Genomic DNA, 16,169 nt, shown 5'->3' with positions numbered 1-16,169 from the left:
GCCGGGTGCCGTAGAACGCGCCGTCCCGTGGACGTCTGGGCGGCGCCTGGGCAGGCCACGTTCGCCGCGCGCCTCTCCCGCAGAGAGGTGGTGATGCTCTCCCAGTGCAGCAGCACGACCTCCGGCGGAAACTGTGCCTGCCGTACCTCCGAGACGAACCCCAGGACTGCACCTGTCACGAGCAGGGGAATTGGTGGGGCGATCCCGAGGCGTTGTCCTGCAGCCGAGGCAGCTCAGTGGTGGGTCACACTGTGAGGGTGGACAAGGAAGTCAGGGACTACATCGACGCCATTCCCGCCGAGCACCGCCCGCTGTTCGACCGGCTGCACCGGCTGATCTTGGAGGCCCAGCCTGAAGCGGTCGTGATCATCTCCTACAAGATGCCGACCTATCAGGTCGGCAAACGCAGGCTCCACGTCGGCGCGTGGAAACACGGTGTGTCGCTCTACGGGCAACACGGTCGCGACGCCGGCTTCGCTGCACGCCACCCCGCGCTCATCTCGGGCAAGTCGACCATCCGGCTACGGCCAGAGGACGCCGCTTCCATCCCGGATGATGAGTTCCGCGACCTGGCGCGAGCCGCCTTTGAACCCTGAATCAGCGCCCGCTCAGCAACTCGTACCGACACACCCGCCCTCTCGCTGTGCCGTGAAGGTCCTGTTCAGACCCCGCGCCAGGCTTTCCCTTCCCTCATCGGCGTGTGAGGCGCCATCGGGCTCCACGGCATTCTGGGCACGCCTGGCGCGCTGCCTCGCATCTTCTTGGTCCTCCTTGCCGCCCCAGGAGGGGGACGGTGTGACGGTGCCGGACTCGAGGAGGCCATGTCGTCCCAGGCGCCGTTGGCAGCCTGCGCAGTTTGGACTCGCCGCCCAGGCCCCGGGTGCCGACGTCCTGATAGGTGGTCAGTTCACCATCCGACCAGTTCACGAACAGGTCGTAGTGGGGCTCGCTGGTGGAGCCGTCGAAGTCGCCCCGGTGATGAGGTCGGCGTGCTCGGCCCACAGCTTGTTCAGCGTTGATGGGCGGGCATAGCCTGAAGTCATGGCGACGGTGCAGGTGGGCGAGCTGGGGGTCGCTTACGATCGCGTGGGTGAGGGGCCGCCCGTGGTGCTCCTGCACGGTGCGGCGGACGACGCCCGCCTCTGGCGGCCGCAACTCGACGCGCTGGCGGACGAGTTCACGGTCGTGACCTGGGACGAGCCAGGAGTGGGCCGCTCCTCCGACGTACCCGAGGCCTTCGAGCTCGCGGACTACGCCCATTGTCTGGCCGCGGTCGTGGAGTCGCTGCGGCTCGGCCCGGCGCACATCGCGGGTCTGTCCTGGGGCGGCACTCTCGCCCTGGAGTTCTACCGCCACCACGCGCACCTCGTGAGGACGCTGATCCTCGTCGACACCTACGCGGGCTGGAAGGGCTCTCTGCCGGCGGAGGAAGTGCGGGCTCGGGTCGAGGGCGTGCGCCGGATGCTGGCTGCGCCGCGCGGTGGGTTCGACCCGGCCCTGCCCGGACTGTTCGCCGGCGAGCCGCCCGCTGAGTACGTACCCCTGTTGGACGCCATGGCGGCCTCCGTACGCCCGGAGACCATGCGGACGCAGCTGCCCCTCATGGCCGAGGCAGACCAGCGGGATCTCCTGCCCACCGTCTCGGTGCCGACCCTCCTGCTCTGGGGAGAGAAGGATGTGCGCTCGCCACTGGCCGTCGCACGGCAGTTCCAGGAAGCGATCCCGGATGCCGAGCTGGTCGTGATCCCGGGCGCGGGGCACGTCAGCAACCTGGAACGGCCCGAGGAGTTCAACCGGGCCGTGCGCGACTTCTGCCACGCCCACTCCTGAGCCGACGCCGAAGCCGACGCCGATTCCTCACTGCTTGGCCGACGGATGCACAGGCCGCCGTGGAACGCCGTCCGAGGTGCCCGACGGGCGGAGTGATCGTGGCGAAAGCTGGGGCACGCCGACTCGTTGGTCAAGTGGCCGAAAGAAGCTGTCAGCTACCTAGCAGTAACAAGCTCGGCATGAGATTGGTTTTCATTTTCATGAAGCTGCTAGTGTGCTGCCGTTGCCGCCACCAAGGAGGAACCATGTCCGCCGCCCACTGCCAACTCACCGGACGACAGCCCGGCTTCGGCCATCGCATCTCCCACTCCCACCGGCGCAGCAAGCGCCGCTTCGACCCGAACATCCAGAGCAAGCGCTACTGGCTGCCGAGCGAAGGCCGTCATGTCCGGCTCGCGCTCTCCGCCAAGGGCATCAAGACGGTCGACACGATCGGCATCGAGGCCGCCGTGGCCCGCATCCGCGCCCGGGGAGGGAAGGTCTGATGGCGAAGAAGAGCAAGATCGCGAAGAACGAACAGCGGCGCCTCGTCGTGGCCCTCTACGCCGCGCGCCGCGCCGCGCTGAAGGCGATCATCGCGTCCCCCCGAAGCGCCGCCGAGGACCGCGCCGACGCCCAGCGAGAACTGCGCCGACAGCCCCGTGACGCCAGCGCCACCCGCCTGCGCAACCGCGACTGCGTGGACGGCCGCCCCCGCGGCCATCTGCGCGCCTTCGGCCTGTCCCGCATCCGCGTACGCGAGATGGCCCACGCGGGCGAACTCCCGGGCGTGACCAAGAGCAGTTGGTGACCCGAGCCCGATCCGCCAATGGGATCCACCTCATATGGCGGCCGACTGACCGAGAAAGAGAAACATGGCTGTCCTCAAGCGGAAGACATCCCGCAGCAACACCCGGCACCGCCGCGCCCAGTGGAAGGCCACCACGCCCACGCTCGTGCCGGTCACGATCGATGGCATGCTGCGCGACGACTGTTGGCGGAGGTGGACCGGCTGGCCCGGGGGCGCCGTCCTCGGCGATTTCGCCCGTCTGCCTTGAGCGTACTCAGCAGGCCCCCGAGACCTGCGTGAAACGAGCCTCAGCGCGACGAACTGGTGCCGTATCAGCCAACGTTCCCGTTCAGGAAAGACGCTGGATCGTTGGGCGTATCCCGCCTTACGGTGGCGCCATGAGCGATCACTCTGAAGCGCCTGTCGCGCCTGTCGAGGCCTATGAACCCCCCTACTACGTGGCTGTCTTCACTACGGTGCGAACCCAGGACCAGAGCGGCTACAGCGAGACCAACGCACGCATGGAAGAGCTGGTGAAGGACGTCCCCGGGTTCCTGGGGATGGACCACGCGCAGACTCCTGGTGGGCTGGGCATCACCGTCGGGTACTTCCGCGACGCCGACGCCCTCACCCAGTGGCGGTGCAACGCCGAGCACCGCGCGGCGCAAAAGCGCGGGCAGGCCGAGTGGTACGAGAGCTACACGCTGCATGTGGCGAAAGTGGAGCGCAGCCAAGGGTTCATACGAGCGCAGGTCCCGCAGAGCCCGACAGCAGGCTGACCAAAGCGCCGTCACGCCAGGCTGTCCGGGTAGCAGAACGAGTACGCGTCCGCTCTCGCGTCCCTCTTGTGCGTTCGCCGGGTGGCATCGTGCCTCGTGCGGCGTGATGGTGGTCGGAAGGACGGCCGCAGCGAAACGTGTACCTCTGCGCAGGGTGCGGTACTGCCGGTTGCCGGGTGGCGAGACGGCGCGCTCCCGGCAAGGTGGCACTCCCCGCTCGCCAGTGATGCACAGACCCGAATGGACCAATGGCGGTGAGCGGCGGCGCGTCAGAGCTGAGTCTTCATGCCATGGATGGCACATCTGTGGAGGAGCCCGGACACGGAAGTAGTGGTACATGCCTTCGATTCCTGCCCCTGCCGAGGACGACCCCGTCGTTTCGGCACAAGGGAGAGAGTTCACCGACGTCATCACCCTGACCTCGAAGAGCACCGGCATCAGTCGGGTCGCCGTCGGAAGTGGCGACACGAGCGTCGGTGATCAGATCATCATCACTGCGGACCTCTTCCTTGATGGTCTTGCATACGGGACCGAGGCGGCGGTATGCACGCGCGTGGCGGATGACACCACCCACTGTGTGGGTACCTTCGCGCTTCCCCAAGGCCAGCTGACGTGGCAGCACATGCAGACCACCCCTGTCGGCACGCCGCCTGAGAACTTCTGCGTCGCCATCACCGGCGGTACCGGCCTGTACGCAGCAGCACGTGGCTTTGCCCGCATCGCCCACACCGCCCAGGCGGGCGGCGACCTGACCCTGTATCTCTCGTACTGACCGTCCGCTGTTCGGCATTGGCCAGACGCAGGCGAGCAGAGGGCGTGCCTCCGTATTCGTCCGTCCCTGCGCATTCGGAAGGCGAGTGTGGTCACTCGTTACCGCGGACCACGGCGACAGGGCAGTGTGAGTGATGGAGCAGGGCCTGGCTGACCGAGCCGAGCAGCAGGCCGGTGAAGCCACCGCGTCCGCGTGCGCCGGCCACGACCAGTTGGGCGTTGTGGCTTGCGTCGATCAGGGCCGTGCGGATCCGGGAGCGCAGCATGCGCCGCTCCACGGCGACCTGGGGATAGCGGCTCTGCCACGGTGACAGGGTCTCGTTCAGCAGGTGCTGTTCCTCGGCACGCAGCCGCTCGATGTCGACCACCATGTTCAACGGGTCGGCGGGCCCTTCGTAGGCCCGTTCGTTCCAGGTGTTCCACACGTGCACGGCCAGCAGGTCCGCATCGCGCACGGCTGCCTCGGCGAAGGCGAACCCGACGGCTTTCTCGCCCGCCGGCGAGCCGTCCACCGCCAGCAGCACCGGACCTGTCGGGTTCGGCCCGCCCCGTACCACGAGCACGGGACAGCGGCCGTGGGCGGCCAGGTGTACGGCGGTGGAGCCGAGCAGCAGGCTGCCGAATGCGCCCAGGCCGCGGCTGCCCACCACGACGAGCGAGGCGGTGCGCGACTCGATCTCCAGCACCATCAGCGGCTCGCCGACGGTGACCTCGCGGGTGATGTCCAGGTGTGGCGCGACCTCACGGGCCCGCTGTTCGGCCGTGGCCAGCGTGCCGTCCACCAGCTCACGCACCCCTGCCGTGGCAGGGGTCCAGGGCGGCACACCGGGCGGCGGATGGATCGAGGGCCACCCGAAGGCGTGCACCAGCCGCAGGCCGGTTCCGCGCAGTGCGGCCTCGCGTGCTGCCATCCCGACCGCGTCCAGGCTGGACGGCGAGCCGTCGACTCCGACCACGACCGGTTCAGTCATTGCCACGCCTCCTCCTTGTCGGACGGCCGCTGCTGCTGCCTGCCTGTGCTGTTTCCCTTCCAGCCTCTGCCAACATGCCACGCGGCGCATCGGGCCGCACGGCTCGTCGGCCAAGCGGTCGCGTTCCGGGCGTCGGCGCGCGGCCGGTCTCGTTGCCGGGCGCCCTCTTACGGCGCCGAAGGAACCGGCCGGGGCACCATCGGGCTGAACGAAGCGGACGCGATCACCACCGCCCTGGAAGGGCTGCGGCTGCTCGTCTCCGCCGCACGCGTAGTCCAGGGCTTCATCCCTTGCCCGCAGCCGGGTGCTGACGAAGCCGAGTCGATGAGTCTGGAGGAGTTGGTCGGCGCGGATGCGTGGCAGCGCTTCGCCGACACCCTCAAGCGGCGTTGACGCGCACCACTTCCAGCAGTTCCACCATCTCGATCTCGCCGGAGCCTGCTTGCTCGGTCCACTCAAGGGCACCGAGAGCGGGCGCCTAGCGGCTCGGGCCAGAGTGCATTTCGTGCCGCACAGAGGGTGGGGCACGGGAGGTGAACATGTCTTTGAGGACCGACCTCTACGCAGATATCACGGGATTCCTCCTGGCCAAGTGCGATGCCGACCCGGATGAACTCTCCTTGGAATCCGATCTGTACTACGACATAGGCATCGACTCACTCGACCTCGTCTTCATGGGGCAGACCCTTCAGGGTGCGTACGGCATCTCGATGGACGACGAGCGCATCGGCTCGCTCCGCACCGTCGGCGACGTCCTGGACTTCGTCGTCTCCAAGATCGAAACCAAAGCAGTCGCCTAGATCACGGGGGAGACTCTGCAATGCCTGCCTACATCACGGCCATGGGGCGTTTCCTGCCCGGCGAACCGGTGCCCAACGAGGAGATCGAGGACTACATCGGCAGCGTGGGCCGCGCGAGTTCCGGGCTGCGCGAGCAGACCCTCGCCAACTGCGGGATCAAGTCACGGCACTACGCCATCGACAAGCAGCACAAGACCCTGTTCTCCAACACCGACATGGCGGTCGCGGCGATCCGCCAGGCGGTGGACCGCTCGGACATCACTGTCGACGACATCGACCTCATCGCGGCGGCCAGCGCCGTCCCGGATCTCATCGCGCCCGGCATCGCCAGCGGCATCCACGGCGAACTGGGCAGCCCGCCCTGCGAGATCGTCTCCACCCACGGCATCTGCAGCTCCGGGATGATGGCGCTCAAGAACGCCTACCTCCAGGTGGCGGCGGGGGAGAAGAAGAACGCGGTCGTCTCCGCGTCCGAACTGATCTCGCGTTTCATGAGGAGCGAACGGTTCGCCGACGTCCGGCCGGTCTCGGACGACGGTGCCATCGCCATGGAGATGGCGTTCCTGCGCTACATGCTCTCGGACGGCGCCGGTGCCGCGGTGGTACAGGACCGCCCGGCGGCCGACGGGGTGAGCCTGCGGATCGACTGGATCTCGCTCACCTCCTACGCCAACACCGAGAAGACCTGCATGTACATGGGCTCGGCCGACAACTCGGCGGAGCAGACCTGGTGGGACTACCCCTCCGCGGCCGAGGCCGCCGCCGACGGCGCGCTGGCGCTGCGCCAGAACCTGGGCCTGCTGCCGCATCTCGTGCGGCTCGGGGTCAAGGAGTACCAGCGGCTGCTCGACGAGGGCCGCTTCGACCCGGACGAGCTCGCCTGGTTCCCCGCGCATTACTCCAGCGAGCGCATGAAGTCCATGGTGCTCAAGGAGATCGAGCAGAAGAAGGTCAGGGGCCCCTCCCTCGAGAAGTGGTACAGCAATCTGCCCCGGGTCGGAAACATGGGCTCCGCCAGCATCTTCGTGATCCTGGAGGAGATGCTCAGTGAGGGCCTGGTGTCCCCCGGCGACAAGCTCCTGGTGATGGTCCCCGAGTCCGGCCGGTTCGCCGTGTCCTTCGCGCATCTGACGGCCGTCTCCGCCGGGGAGGCCTGAGATCATGGGGGCACAGCCCCGAGTGACGGTCTACTGGTACTCACAGACCGGTCAGCTCCTGGAATCCGTCTCCGCCGTCACCGACCCGCTGGAAAAGGCGGGTTGGGACATACGCAAGGTCGAGATCAGGCCGCGGGAACCCTTTCCTTTCCCCTGGCCCGTACGCCGTTTCTTCGGTGTCTTCCCCGCCTCTGTCGACCCCGACGGTGCACCCGAGATCACCGCCCGGCCTCCGGTGGCCGAGGATGACGATGCGGACCTGGTCGTCTTTGCCTTCCCTGTCTGGTACTTGGCCCCGGCGCTGCCCATGCGGGCGCTCGTCGGCGCCGAGCCGAAGGCGTTCGACGGGCGTGCCGTCATCGGCCTGGTCGCCTGCCGGAACATGTGGTACTCGGCCGCCGTCGAGGTGCAGCGGCTGCTCCAGGCCGCGGGCGGCCGCTACTTGGGCACGATCGCCGCAGTGGACACCGCCTCCGCCGGGGTCACCTTCGTCACCACGCTGCGCTGGCTGCTCGCCGGAAAGCGGGACGCGTCCTGGGGGTTCCCGCGCGCCGGTGTCGGCATGGACGAGCTGGACCGGCTCGCGCTCCTCGGCGAGCGCATCGCCGAACTCGCCCCAGCGCAACCCGAACTCGCCCCGGCGCAACCCGAACTCGCCTCGGAACAGGCCCAACCCGCGTCCCGCACCGCTTCCGAGGAGGCCTTGGCCGACCGGGTCCGCGCCGTTCTCGCCGCCCATGACGCGGCCCCCGTGCACTATCCGCTGGCCGCGGCCGACCTCCTGGCCGGGAAGGTCTTCCGGGTCTGGGGCCCGGTCATCCGCGCCGCCGACCGGCGTGGCGAGGCCCAACGCACCGCGCTCACCGGGGTGTTCGTGCTCTGGCTGTTCGGCGCCATCCTGGCCGGGCTGCCCGCGGTCGTCGTCGCCCGCGTCCTGTTCAAGGCCGGCTTCGACGCCGCGGTGGCCCGGCGTCTGACGCCGGTCGTCGCCGGTCTTGCGGAGGTGCGCCGATGACTGCAGCCGTATCGCATCCGCCGGAGGCGGCCGCGCAGTTGGAGGCCGACGTCGTGGTGGTCGGTGCCGGGCCCACCGGACTCGCCGCGGCCCACTTCCTCGCCCGACACGGCGTCCGCACTGTCGTCCTGGAACAGCGCCCCGCACCGTCCGGCCATCCGCGCGCCACAGTGATCAACTCGCGCACCATGGAGCTGCTCAGGCACCTGGGAGTCGATGCCGAGGTGCGCCGTGCCGGCGTGCCCCTGGAGAACACGGCGCGCATCACCTGGTGCACCGAGCTCTCCGGCACCGAACTCGCCGGGCTCGACATCATCGCTTCGGCGGACGCCCTGATGCAGCGAGCCGTCAACAGCCCGGTCCTTCCCGTCATCTGCTCGCAGAACCGGGTGGAAGCGCTGCTCGTCGACCGGCTCCCCGAGGACGCGCGAGTGATCCGCGGCGTCAGGGCCGAGGAGCTGACCCGGACTCCGTCCGGTGTCAGGGTGACGGCCTCGGGCGAGCGCCCCACCGTCGTCGAGGCTCGCTACGCCATCCTGGCCGAGGGGCTGCACGGCCCGCTGCGCGAGACGGTGGGCCTGCGGCGGACCGCGGCCACGCCGCTCGGCAGGCTCCTCGACATCCACTTCAGCGCCGACCTCTCGCCCTGGACGACCGGCCGGGAGAGCGCCCTGTACTGGGTGCTCAACGCCACCGTGCGGGGCGTCCTCATCACCGTGGACCCCAAGCGCGGCGAATGGCTCCTGGAGATCCCCGCCCTCACCGCCGACGAGGAACACACCTACTTCGAGCAGGAAGTCGATCACCACAAGCTGATCGAGGCAGCCATCGGCCAGTCGGGCGACGCGATCGAGGGGCTGCGCATCCACTCCGTACGGAACTGGGTGATGGGCTCCACCGGGCTCGCCTCCTGGCGCAGCGCCGACGGCCGGGTGCTCGCCGCGGGGGACGCCGCCCACACCTTCCCGCCCACCGGGGGCTTCGGCATGAACACCGGCATCCAGGACGCCCACAACCTCGCCTGGAAGCTGGCCGCGGTGCTGCGCGGCGGTGCCCCCGACACGCTGCTCGACTCGTACGAGCGTGAGCGGCGCCCGGTCGCGGAGTTCAACGCCCGGCACAGCGAGAGCAACGCTCTCCAGAAGCGGGCGCTGCTCCAATCCGACGCCGACCCGGCGGAGTTCGCCCGAACCATCGAACAGCATCGGCCACACTTCGACTTCGAGGGGCAGGCGCTGGGTTTCACCTACGCACCAGGCCCCGGCGAGCCGGTGGTCCAGGACATAGTGACCTATCTGCCGACCGCCCAGGCAGGCCACCGGGCTCCGCACGCCTGGCTCGACCGGGCCGGCGAGCGGATCTCCACTACCGACCTGGCCCGCAGCGGCTTCGCCCTGCTCACCGGTGCGGAGGGAGCCGTCTGGCAGCAAGTGGCGCAGGAGACCCCGACCGTCCTGGGCCTGCCCCTCACAGCAGCCGTGATCACCGCGGACGGGCCCCAACTGCGCGATGTCGGCGGGGCCTTCGCCGACAGCTACGCCCTGCATGGGCCGGAAGCGGTTCTCGTACGGCCCGACGGCCATGTCCTCGCCCGGCTGCCCGGCGTCGCACCACGGCAGGAACTCCGGCAGGCCGTCGACCGAACAGTCAACAGCGGGCCGGTGCCCGCACGAGCGGAAGGGCCCTCATGACGGCCGGACCCACCTTCTCCCCGGAGCGACTCGCGGGACTGCGCTCCGGCACACTCTCCGAAGTCCGCGCCGCCCTCGCCGGGCTGCCGCGCGAGGACCTGGCGGCCTGGCTGGCCACACCCGACGGCGAGGACGTGCTGCGCTCGGCCTTCGAGCGGATGCCCGAGCGCTACACCGGAGGCCTCACGGACGGTCCGCAGACCGCCCGTTGGGAGGTCGCAAGGCCGCCGGCCGACACCGTCGCGTACGACCTCGTACTGACCGAGGACACCTGCGACGTGCGCGAGACGGGGAACTCGGGCGCCCCCGCGGTCACCCTCACCCTCGACGCGGTCAGCTTCGTGGAGATGGCATCCGCCGCGGCCCAGGGCATGGATCTGCTGCTGGGGGGCCGGCTGCACATCCAGGGTGATGTGCGCCTCGCGATGCGGATGGAGTCCCTCTTCGGGCTCGCCGAGCCGGGTGAACCCGGATGAGCACCGCCCCCGGGCGCCACCGGGTGGTGGTGACGGGCATCGGCATGGTCAACCCGCTCGGCATCGGCACCGAGACGGTCTGGACGCGGCTGCTCGCCGGAGCCTCCGGCGTGGGACCGATCCAGAGCTTCGACGCCGACCGGCTGCCGGTCCGTATCGCCGCAGAGGTGACGGACTTCGACCCGACCGACTGGCTGACCGCCAAGGAGGCCAGACGCCTCGACCGGTTCTGCCACTTCGCGATCGCCGCGGCCGAACTCGCCGTGGAGCGCGCGGGCCTCGACGGCATCGACCGGGACGGCGCCGCCACCGTGATCGGCAGCGCCATCGGCGGCGCCGACACCATGCGGGCGGGGGTGCTGAAGGACGCGACGGCACCCCGCATGGTCTCCCCGTTCTTCGTGCCCAGCTCCATCATCAACATGGGCGCGGGCACGGTCGCCCAGCGCTTCGGCTTCCGCGGCCCCGGCGCCGCACCGGTCACCGCCTGCGCCTCCTCGGCCGACGCGATCGGGCAGGCCTACCGCATGGTCCGCGACGGCTATGCCGGGGCCGCACTGGCGGGCGGCTCCGAGGCATGCATCGCCTCACCGCTGATCGCGGGCTTCGCCAACCTGCACGCGCTGTCCCGCCGCAACGACGAACCCCGCCGAGCCTCTCGCCCGTTCACCGCGGACCGGGACGGGTTCGTCATGGGGGAGGGCGCCACCATGCTGCTCCTGGAGACCGCGGAGTCGGCCGAGGCGCGGGGCGCGTACGTCTACGCCGAGATCTGCGGCTACGGCCAGACCAGTGACGCCTACCACGTCACCGCCCCCGATCCCACCGGGCAGGGTGCCGCCCGCGCCATGCTCGCCGCGCTGCGCGAGGCCGACCTCAAGCCCGGCGGGATCGACCACGTCAACGCCCATGGCACCTCGACCCCGTTCTCCGACGCCGCCGAGACGAAGGCGATCAAGTCGGCCTTCGGCAGGCACAGCGGGAACCTGGCCGTCAGCTCCACCAAGTCGATGACCGGCCATCTGCTGGGCGCGTCCGGCGCGACCGAGACGGCGTTCTGCGCGCTGTCCATCGACCGCGGGGTCATCCCGCCCACCATCAACCAGGACGCGGCCGATCCCGAGTGCGACCTCGACTACGTGCCGAACACCGCCCGTCCGTACGAGGTCCAGGCGGCCCTCTCCAATTCCTTCGCCTTCGGTGGGCAGAACGTCTCGCTCGCCCTCCAACGCTTCGTCAGGGAGTGACCCCAGCCGTGTCCATGGCGCTCACGCCGGAAGCCACCGGCGAGGCTCGGTGCGCATCGAGATCGGCGTGCCGGCCGAGCCCGCGGCGCCACTCGTGACCGCACCTCAGGAAGGCACCTCGATGACGCAGGTCTCCACCGCCCCCCTGGCCACCGCGGCCCCCGGTCCCACCGGCCGGCTGCGCGCCCTGCTCGCGATGTCCGGCAATCCGCTGAACTACCTCACCGGGCTGCGCGACCGGTACGGCCCCGTCGTGCGCATCCCGCTCGCTTCGAGCGAGTTGTACATGATCAGCGACCCGGAGGCGGTCCACGAGGTCCTGGTCACGTCGCACCGCAACTTCGGGAAAGACGTCATGAGCGCCGGACGCGGCAAGTGGGCCGCGCCGCTGGAAGTGATTCTCGGCAACGGACTGGTCACCAGCGACGGCCAGTTCCACCGCAAGCAGCGCAGGCTGATACAGCCGATGTTCCATCACGAACGCATCGCCGGCTACGGCCGTGCCTTCGCCGAGCTCTCGGACGACATCCAGTCCGGCTGGAAGGACGGGGACCGGCTCGATCTGCAGGTTGAGATGACCGAGCTGACCCTCGCCATCGTGGCCCGCACGCTCTTCGACGTCTCGCTCGACAGCGACGTGGCCCGCACCATCGCCGCCATCCCGCGCCACGAGGGTCCGCTGCGCTGGGATGCCCTGCCCTTCGCACGCCATCTGGCGAAGCTGCCGCTGCCCGGCAACAAGCGCTTCTACGAGGCCCGGGACAACCTCGATGCCATCGTCTACCGGCTCATGGCCGAGCGCAGGCAGGGCGACGGCCAGGGCGCCGACCTGCTGTCCCTGCTGCTCGCGGCGCGTGACGCCGACACCGGGGAGCCGATGGAGGACCGCCAGGTACGGGACGAGGCGATCACTCTCCTCATGGCCGGCCACGAGACCACGGCCAGCGCTCTCACCTGGGCCTACCACCTGCTCGGCAGCCACCCCGAGGCACGGGAGCGCATGCACGAGGAGATCGACGAGGTGCTTGGCGACCGGCTGCCCACGGTCGAGGACCTGCCCCGCCTCGTCTGGACCGACGCGGTCCTCTCCGAGGCGATACGCCTCTACCCGCCGATCATGGGTCTCGCCCGCCGTCCCCTGGACGACTTCGAGGTCTGCGGCCACCGCGTCCCCAAGGACAGCTTCGTCGGAATCATCCCGTGGGTCGTCCACCGCGATCCCCAGTGGTGGCCGCAGCCGGAACGCTTCGCCCCGCAGCGCTGGCTCGAAACCCCGCGGTCCGCCGACGCGGCGGACGAGCTCACCGGCCACGCGGTACGGCCCGGACGCCCGCGCCTCGCCTACCTTCCCTTCGGTGGCGGTCCGCGGCAGTGCATCGGCAACACCTTCTCGCGGATGGAGGGCGTCATGGCGCTGGCCACCCTGGGGCGGCACTGGGAGTTCGAGCCCGTTCCCGGGTTCGCGGTCGACCCGCTGGCAAGGATCACAATCCGGCCGCGGTACGGCCTGCCGGTGACCGCCAGGCGCCGCGGAGGGTGCTGAGTCCATTAACGGACGCAGCCGCTGGATCCGTGGCAAGCCGCAAGTCCCCCGGTGGTTTCTCTCCCGGCTGCTGGGCTGTGCATACCGACCTGTTGCGGCGCATCCTGGTGCCATGGATGGGCGCCCTCCGGTGGTCGTGCTCCCGCCTGCGCAGGACGGCGGACGGCGGGTGACGATCCGGGGCGAGCGCATGGGCACCGCCCACAACCTTTTCGATGTGCTCGAATTCCTCCACCAAGCGGGCCTGCCTACCTCCGATACGGCCATCGACGACCCCGAGCTGATCGAGTGGCGCGGTGGCGGACCGTACCACTGGCCTGACGCCGTGTAGCCCTCGTGGAGCACGGCCCACGGCGGGCTCACGACGAGGTGCGGGCATGCCGCTTCCACGCGGCCGTCGCCGTTGCTGCCACAGCGGCCGCGAGCGCCGAGGCTGCGGCGGGGTGGCGGGCCAGTGCGGCCTCGAAGGACCGGCTGTGGGACGTCGTGTCGAAGACGCCGTGGGCGCCGTGGTCCGCGCCTTTCGGCCGGTCGACCGGTTCGAACAGGTTGCTCTCGCCGCTCGGCGGCCGCTGGTCGGTCTGCTGGGCATCGAAGCCGGTGCGGACAAGGTAGCGGTCCAGCAGGGCGGGGGCCAGGCGGTTGGCCCAGATCGTCGCCACCGTGGTGGCGCCGACGTAGTACTGCTTGCGGCGCGGATGATCCGCCGCGTGCACCGCGCCCCGCGCGGCCACCTCCGGCTGGTAGATGGGCGGGACGGGCTGCGGGTGCCGGGGCAGGCGGGAGCGCACCCAGGAGAACTGCGGGGTGTTGACGGCGGGCATCTGGACGACCGTGACGTGCACGTTGCTGCCGCGGTGCAGCAGTTCGGTACGCAGCGAGGAGGTGAATCCGTTGATGGCGTGCTTGGCACCGCAGTACGCCGACTGCAGCGGGATTGCCCGCTCCCCGAGTGCGGAGCCGACCTGCACCACGGTGCCGTGGTCTCGTGGCAGCATCCGCCTGAGCGCGGTCCGGGTGCCGTTGACGAAGCCGAGGTAGGTCACCTGGGTGACCCGGTCGTACTCCTCGGCGGTGATGTCGTCGAAGGCGGCGAACACGCTGGTGAACGCGGAGTTGATCCACACGTCGATGGGGCCGAAGAACCGCTCGGCGGCCTCGGCGGCCATCTCGACCTGCTGGGCGTCGGCGGTGTCGGCGACCTGGACGAGCGGACGGCCCCCGAGGGATTCCACCTCCTTCGCGGCGGCATCGAGGCCGGCCCGGCCGCGCGCGATCAGCACCACGTTGGCACCGCGTGCGCCGTAGAGGCGGGCGGTGGCGCGGCCGATGCCGGCGCTGGCTCCGGTGACGACGACGGTCTCGGGCATGGTCAGCTCCCTGGGTCGTGGGCGAGACGGGCGGCGCTGTCCAGCAGCAGGGCGTGCACGAAGCCCTGCGGGAGGTTGCCGCGCAGTTGCCGCTGGGCGATGTCGAACTCCTCCGCGTACAGGCCGGACGCCCCGCAGGCGCCGCGGCCGCGCTCGAACCATCGGTAGGCATCGACCAAGCGACCCTGCTGGTGTTCGGCCATGGCCATCACGAACCCGCACATCAGGAACGCTCCCTCGGCTTCTTCCAGGGGCCGGGCGTCGTGGCGGAAGCGGTAGAGGAAATGATCCTGGGCCAGCTGGTCGCGGCAGGCGGTGAGGGTGGCGCGGGTGCGCGGGTCGTCGGCGCTGAGGGCGCCGCGGACGGCGGGCAGGAGCAGTGCCGCGTCGGCGGACGGGTCGTCGGGGGCGCGCTGCCAGTGCCCGCCGGGGTGCAGGCACATGGCGGTCGTGTGGGCGAGAAGTGTGTCAGCGAGGTGGGTGCAGGTGTCGGTGAGGGCTCGGTGGGCAGCGGTGTCGGCCAGGGCGCGGAGTCCGGCGACGCAGGTGAGGCGGCTGTGGGTCCATGGCCGGGCCTTGAGCTCCCAGATTCCGGCGTCCGGTTCGCGCCATCGTTCGGCGATGGCCCGTACCGCGAGGTCGGCCGCCTTGCGGGCGTCGGCGCTCAGTCGGTCCGCGCGCTGGGCGGCGGCGAACAGCAGGAGGGCCTCTCCGAAGCAGTCCAGTTGGAACTGCTCGGACACGTGGTTGCCGACGCGGCTGAAGCCACCGGGATAGCCGGGCAGGTCCAGCTCCCGCTGCTGCGGCACCGTGTCGCCGTGCACGGTGTAGGCGGGGGCGAGGCGCGGGCCGTCGGCGAGGAGCCGCTCGCTCACGAAGCGGACGGCCGCATCGAGCAGGTCGTGGGCGCCTGCGGCGGCCGCTGCCTGCCCGGCGTAGCTCTGGTCACGGATCCACACATACCGGTAGTCGTAGTTGCGGCCGGTCTCCGCGCGTTCTGGCAGGCTGGTGGTGGCCGCGGCGACCATGCCGCCGCCGTGGCTGGTGAGACCGCGCAGCACGGCGTAGGCGCGTCGGCTGTCGAGGGTGGCGATGGTGTTCTTCAGTGGGGGTACCACCTCATGCCACGCCTGCTCGGTCGTGGCCCACACCTGCTCGGCCCGGGGAAGCGGACGGTGGAGCGGGGAGGTGGAGCATTCCAGGACGAGGTCGTGCTTTTCTCCGGGCCTGAGCAGCAGGTCGACGGTCAGGCCCTCAGCTCGGGCGGCGGCTTTCGGGGCGCCCTGCCAGCGCAGGCGGTGGTGGCCGGAGGCGAGGCGCCACACGCCGTCCTCGTCGCGGCTGGGGGTGGCCCGGGCACGGCCGTACTCGGCGTGCGGGCCGAGGACGACGCGGACGCGGGCAGGTCCGTCGACGGCGATCAGCTGTCGCAGCAGGACCAGCCGGTTCGGCTCGCCGGGGAAGGCGAGTGCCTCGCGGCACTCGATCACCCCATCGGTTGTGACCCAGCGACTGCGCCAGATCAGCGTGCCCTCCTCGTAGTGGCCGCCGGCAACGTAGCGGCCGTACGGGGTGACGGCATACACACCACGGCCGCCGATCAGGGTGGCGAAGACGGCGTCGTCGTGCCAGCTGGGAGCGCACAGCCAGGCGATGGCTCCGTCGGGTCCGATCAAGGCGCCGCGCTCGCCGTCGGCCAGCAGCGCGTAGTCGTGCAGGGCGTGTGGCGGGAAGTCCGGTGGCTGCATGG

Annotated in this window: 19 protein-coding genes; 16 read left to right on the top strand and 3 right to left on the bottom strand. The window is 70.2% G+C overall.

Going from position 1 to position 16,169, the window contains the following annotated elements; all coding sequences use genetic code 11:
* Nucleotides 1–257 precede the first annotated feature (257 nt).
* The 7 genes from AB0I54_RS21055 to AB0I54_RS21025 all read left to right on the top strand — a co-directional run bounded on the left by AB0I54_RS21055 (nucleotide 258) and on the right by AB0I54_RS21025 (nucleotide 4,150).
* Nucleotides 258–596: a DUF1801 domain-containing protein gene (locus AB0I54_RS21055; RefSeq protein WP_363297580.1), complete on the top strand. Its 339-nt coding sequence runs from the start codon at nucleotides 258–260 to the stop codon at nucleotides 594–596.
* Nucleotides 597–1,041: 445 nt separating this feature from the next.
* A complete protein-coding gene (locus AB0I54_RS21050) occupies nucleotides 1,042–1,830 on the top strand; it encodes an alpha/beta hydrolase (RefSeq protein WP_363297579.1) in 789 nt (262 codons plus the stop codon).
* A 245-nt stretch (nucleotides 1,831–2,075) separates the two neighbouring features.
* On the top strand, nucleotides 2,076–2,315 hold the full coding sequence (gene rpmB / locus AB0I54_RS21045; protein WP_363297578.1) for a 50S ribosomal protein L28: 240 nt from the start codon (nucleotides 2,076–2,078) through the stop codon (nucleotides 2,313–2,315).
* On the top strand, nucleotides 2,315–2,620 hold the full coding sequence (gene rpsN / locus AB0I54_RS21040; RefSeq protein WP_363297577.1) for a 30S ribosomal protein S14: 306 nt from the start codon (nucleotides 2,315–2,317) through the stop codon (nucleotides 2,618–2,620). Before rpmB ends, rpsN begins: the two co-directional genes overlap by 1 nt.
* Nucleotides 2,621–2,684: 64 nt before the next feature.
* On the top strand, nucleotides 2,685–2,867 hold the full coding sequence (gene rpmF / locus AB0I54_RS21035) for a 50S ribosomal protein L32 (protein ID WP_363297576.1): 183 nt from the start codon (nucleotides 2,685–2,687) through the stop codon (nucleotides 2,865–2,867).
* Between the two features lie 130 nt (nucleotides 2,868–2,997).
* Nucleotides 2,998–3,378: an antibiotic biosynthesis monooxygenase gene (locus tag AB0I54_RS21030; RefSeq protein WP_363297575.1), complete on the top strand. Its 381-nt coding sequence runs from the start codon at nucleotides 2,998–3,000 to the stop codon at nucleotides 3,376–3,378.
* A gap of 337 nt (nucleotides 3,379–3,715) precedes the next feature.
* Nucleotides 3,716–4,150, top strand: coding sequence for a hypothetical protein (locus AB0I54_RS21025; RefSeq protein ID WP_363297574.1), 435 nt, complete (start codon nucleotides 3,716–3,718; stop codon nucleotides 4,148–4,150).
* A gap of 91 nt (nucleotides 4,151–4,241) precedes the next feature.
* Here AB0I54_RS21025 and AB0I54_RS21020 read toward each other — a convergent pair whose 3' ends face one another.
* Nucleotides 4,242–5,120, bottom strand: coding sequence for a universal stress protein (locus AB0I54_RS21020; RefSeq protein WP_363297573.1), 879 nt, complete (start codon nucleotides 5,118–5,120; stop codon nucleotides 4,242–4,244).
* A gap of 15 nt (nucleotides 5,121–5,135) precedes the next feature.
* Here AB0I54_RS21020 and AB0I54_RS21015 point away from each other — a divergent pair, with 15 nt between their 5' ends.
* From AB0I54_RS21015 to AB0I54_RS20975, 9 genes are all read left to right on the top strand, one after another.
* Complete coding sequence (locus tag AB0I54_RS21015) at nucleotides 5,136–5,513, top strand: hypothetical protein (protein ID WP_363297572.1); 378 nt, start codon at nucleotides 5,136–5,138, stop codon at nucleotides 5,511–5,513.
* Between the two features lie 146 nt (nucleotides 5,514–5,659).
* Nucleotides 5,660–5,920, top strand: a complete 261-nt coding sequence (locus AB0I54_RS21010) for a phosphopantetheine-binding protein (protein ID WP_363297571.1) — start codon at nucleotides 5,660–5,662, stop codon at nucleotides 5,918–5,920.
* Between the two features lie 20 nt (nucleotides 5,921–5,940).
* Entirely contained in the window at nucleotides 5,941–7,077 is a 1,137-nt protein-coding gene (locus AB0I54_RS21005; RefSeq protein WP_363297569.1) for a 3-oxoacyl-[acyl-carrier-protein] synthase III C-terminal domain-containing protein, read from the top strand.
* A 4-nt stretch (nucleotides 7,078–7,081) separates the two neighbouring features.
* Nucleotides 7,082–8,092, top strand: a complete 1,011-nt coding sequence (locus AB0I54_RS21000) for a hypothetical protein (RefSeq protein ID WP_363297567.1) — start codon at nucleotides 7,082–7,084, stop codon at nucleotides 8,090–8,092.
* On the top strand, nucleotides 8,089–9,783 hold the full coding sequence (locus AB0I54_RS20995) for an FAD-dependent oxidoreductase (protein WP_363297566.1): 1,695 nt from the start codon (nucleotides 8,089–8,091) through the stop codon (nucleotides 9,781–9,783). Before AB0I54_RS21000 ends, AB0I54_RS20995 begins: the two co-directional genes overlap by 4 nt.
* Nucleotides 9,780–10,259 carry an SCP2 sterol-binding domain-containing protein gene (locus AB0I54_RS20990; protein ID WP_363297565.1) on the top strand — a complete coding sequence of 160 codons (480 nt, stop codon included), beginning with the start codon at nucleotides 9,780–9,782 and terminating at the stop codon, nucleotides 10,257–10,259. The genes AB0I54_RS20995 and AB0I54_RS20990 overlap by 4 nt, the downstream gene beginning before the upstream one ends.
* A complete protein-coding gene (fabF, locus tag AB0I54_RS20985; RefSeq protein ID WP_363297564.1) occupies nucleotides 10,256–11,506 on the top strand; it encodes a beta-ketoacyl-ACP synthase II in 1,251 nt (416 codons plus the stop codon). Before AB0I54_RS20990 ends, fabF begins: the two co-directional genes overlap by 4 nt.
* A gap of 121 nt (nucleotides 11,507–11,627) precedes the next feature.
* Complete coding sequence (locus AB0I54_RS20980) at nucleotides 11,628–13,049, top strand: cytochrome P450 (RefSeq protein WP_363297563.1); 1,422 nt, start codon at nucleotides 11,628–11,630, stop codon at nucleotides 13,047–13,049.
* A gap of 112 nt (nucleotides 13,050–13,161) precedes the next feature.
* Nucleotides 13,162–13,380: a hypothetical protein gene (locus AB0I54_RS20975; protein ID WP_363297562.1), complete on the top strand. Its 219-nt coding sequence runs from the start codon at nucleotides 13,162–13,164 to the stop codon at nucleotides 13,378–13,380.
* Nucleotides 13,381–13,408: 28 nt separating this feature from the next.
* On the opposite strand, the gene AB0I54_RS20970 is transcribed toward AB0I54_RS20975, so the two are convergent.
* Together AB0I54_RS20970 and AB0I54_RS20965 are read right to left on the bottom strand one after the other, a co-directional pair.
* Nucleotides 13,409–14,419, bottom strand: a complete 1,011-nt coding sequence (locus tag AB0I54_RS20970) for an SDR family oxidoreductase (RefSeq protein ID WP_363297561.1) — start codon at nucleotides 14,417–14,419, stop codon at nucleotides 13,409–13,411.
* A 2-nt stretch (nucleotides 14,420–14,421) separates the two neighbouring features.
* A complete protein-coding gene (locus AB0I54_RS20965) occupies nucleotides 14,422–16,167 on the bottom strand; it encodes a glycoside hydrolase family 15 protein (protein ID WP_363297560.1) in 1,746 nt (581 codons plus the stop codon).
* Nucleotides 16,168–16,169 lie beyond the last annotated feature (2 nt).

Source organism: Streptomyces sp. NPDC050625, assembly GCF_040654755.1.
In the GTDB taxonomy this organism is placed as follows: Bacteria; Actinomycetota; Actinomycetes; order Streptomycetales; family Streptomycetaceae; genus Streptomyces.
Note: the sequence above shows the minus strand (reverse complement) of the source record. Positions and strands in the feature narration are given on the sequence as shown.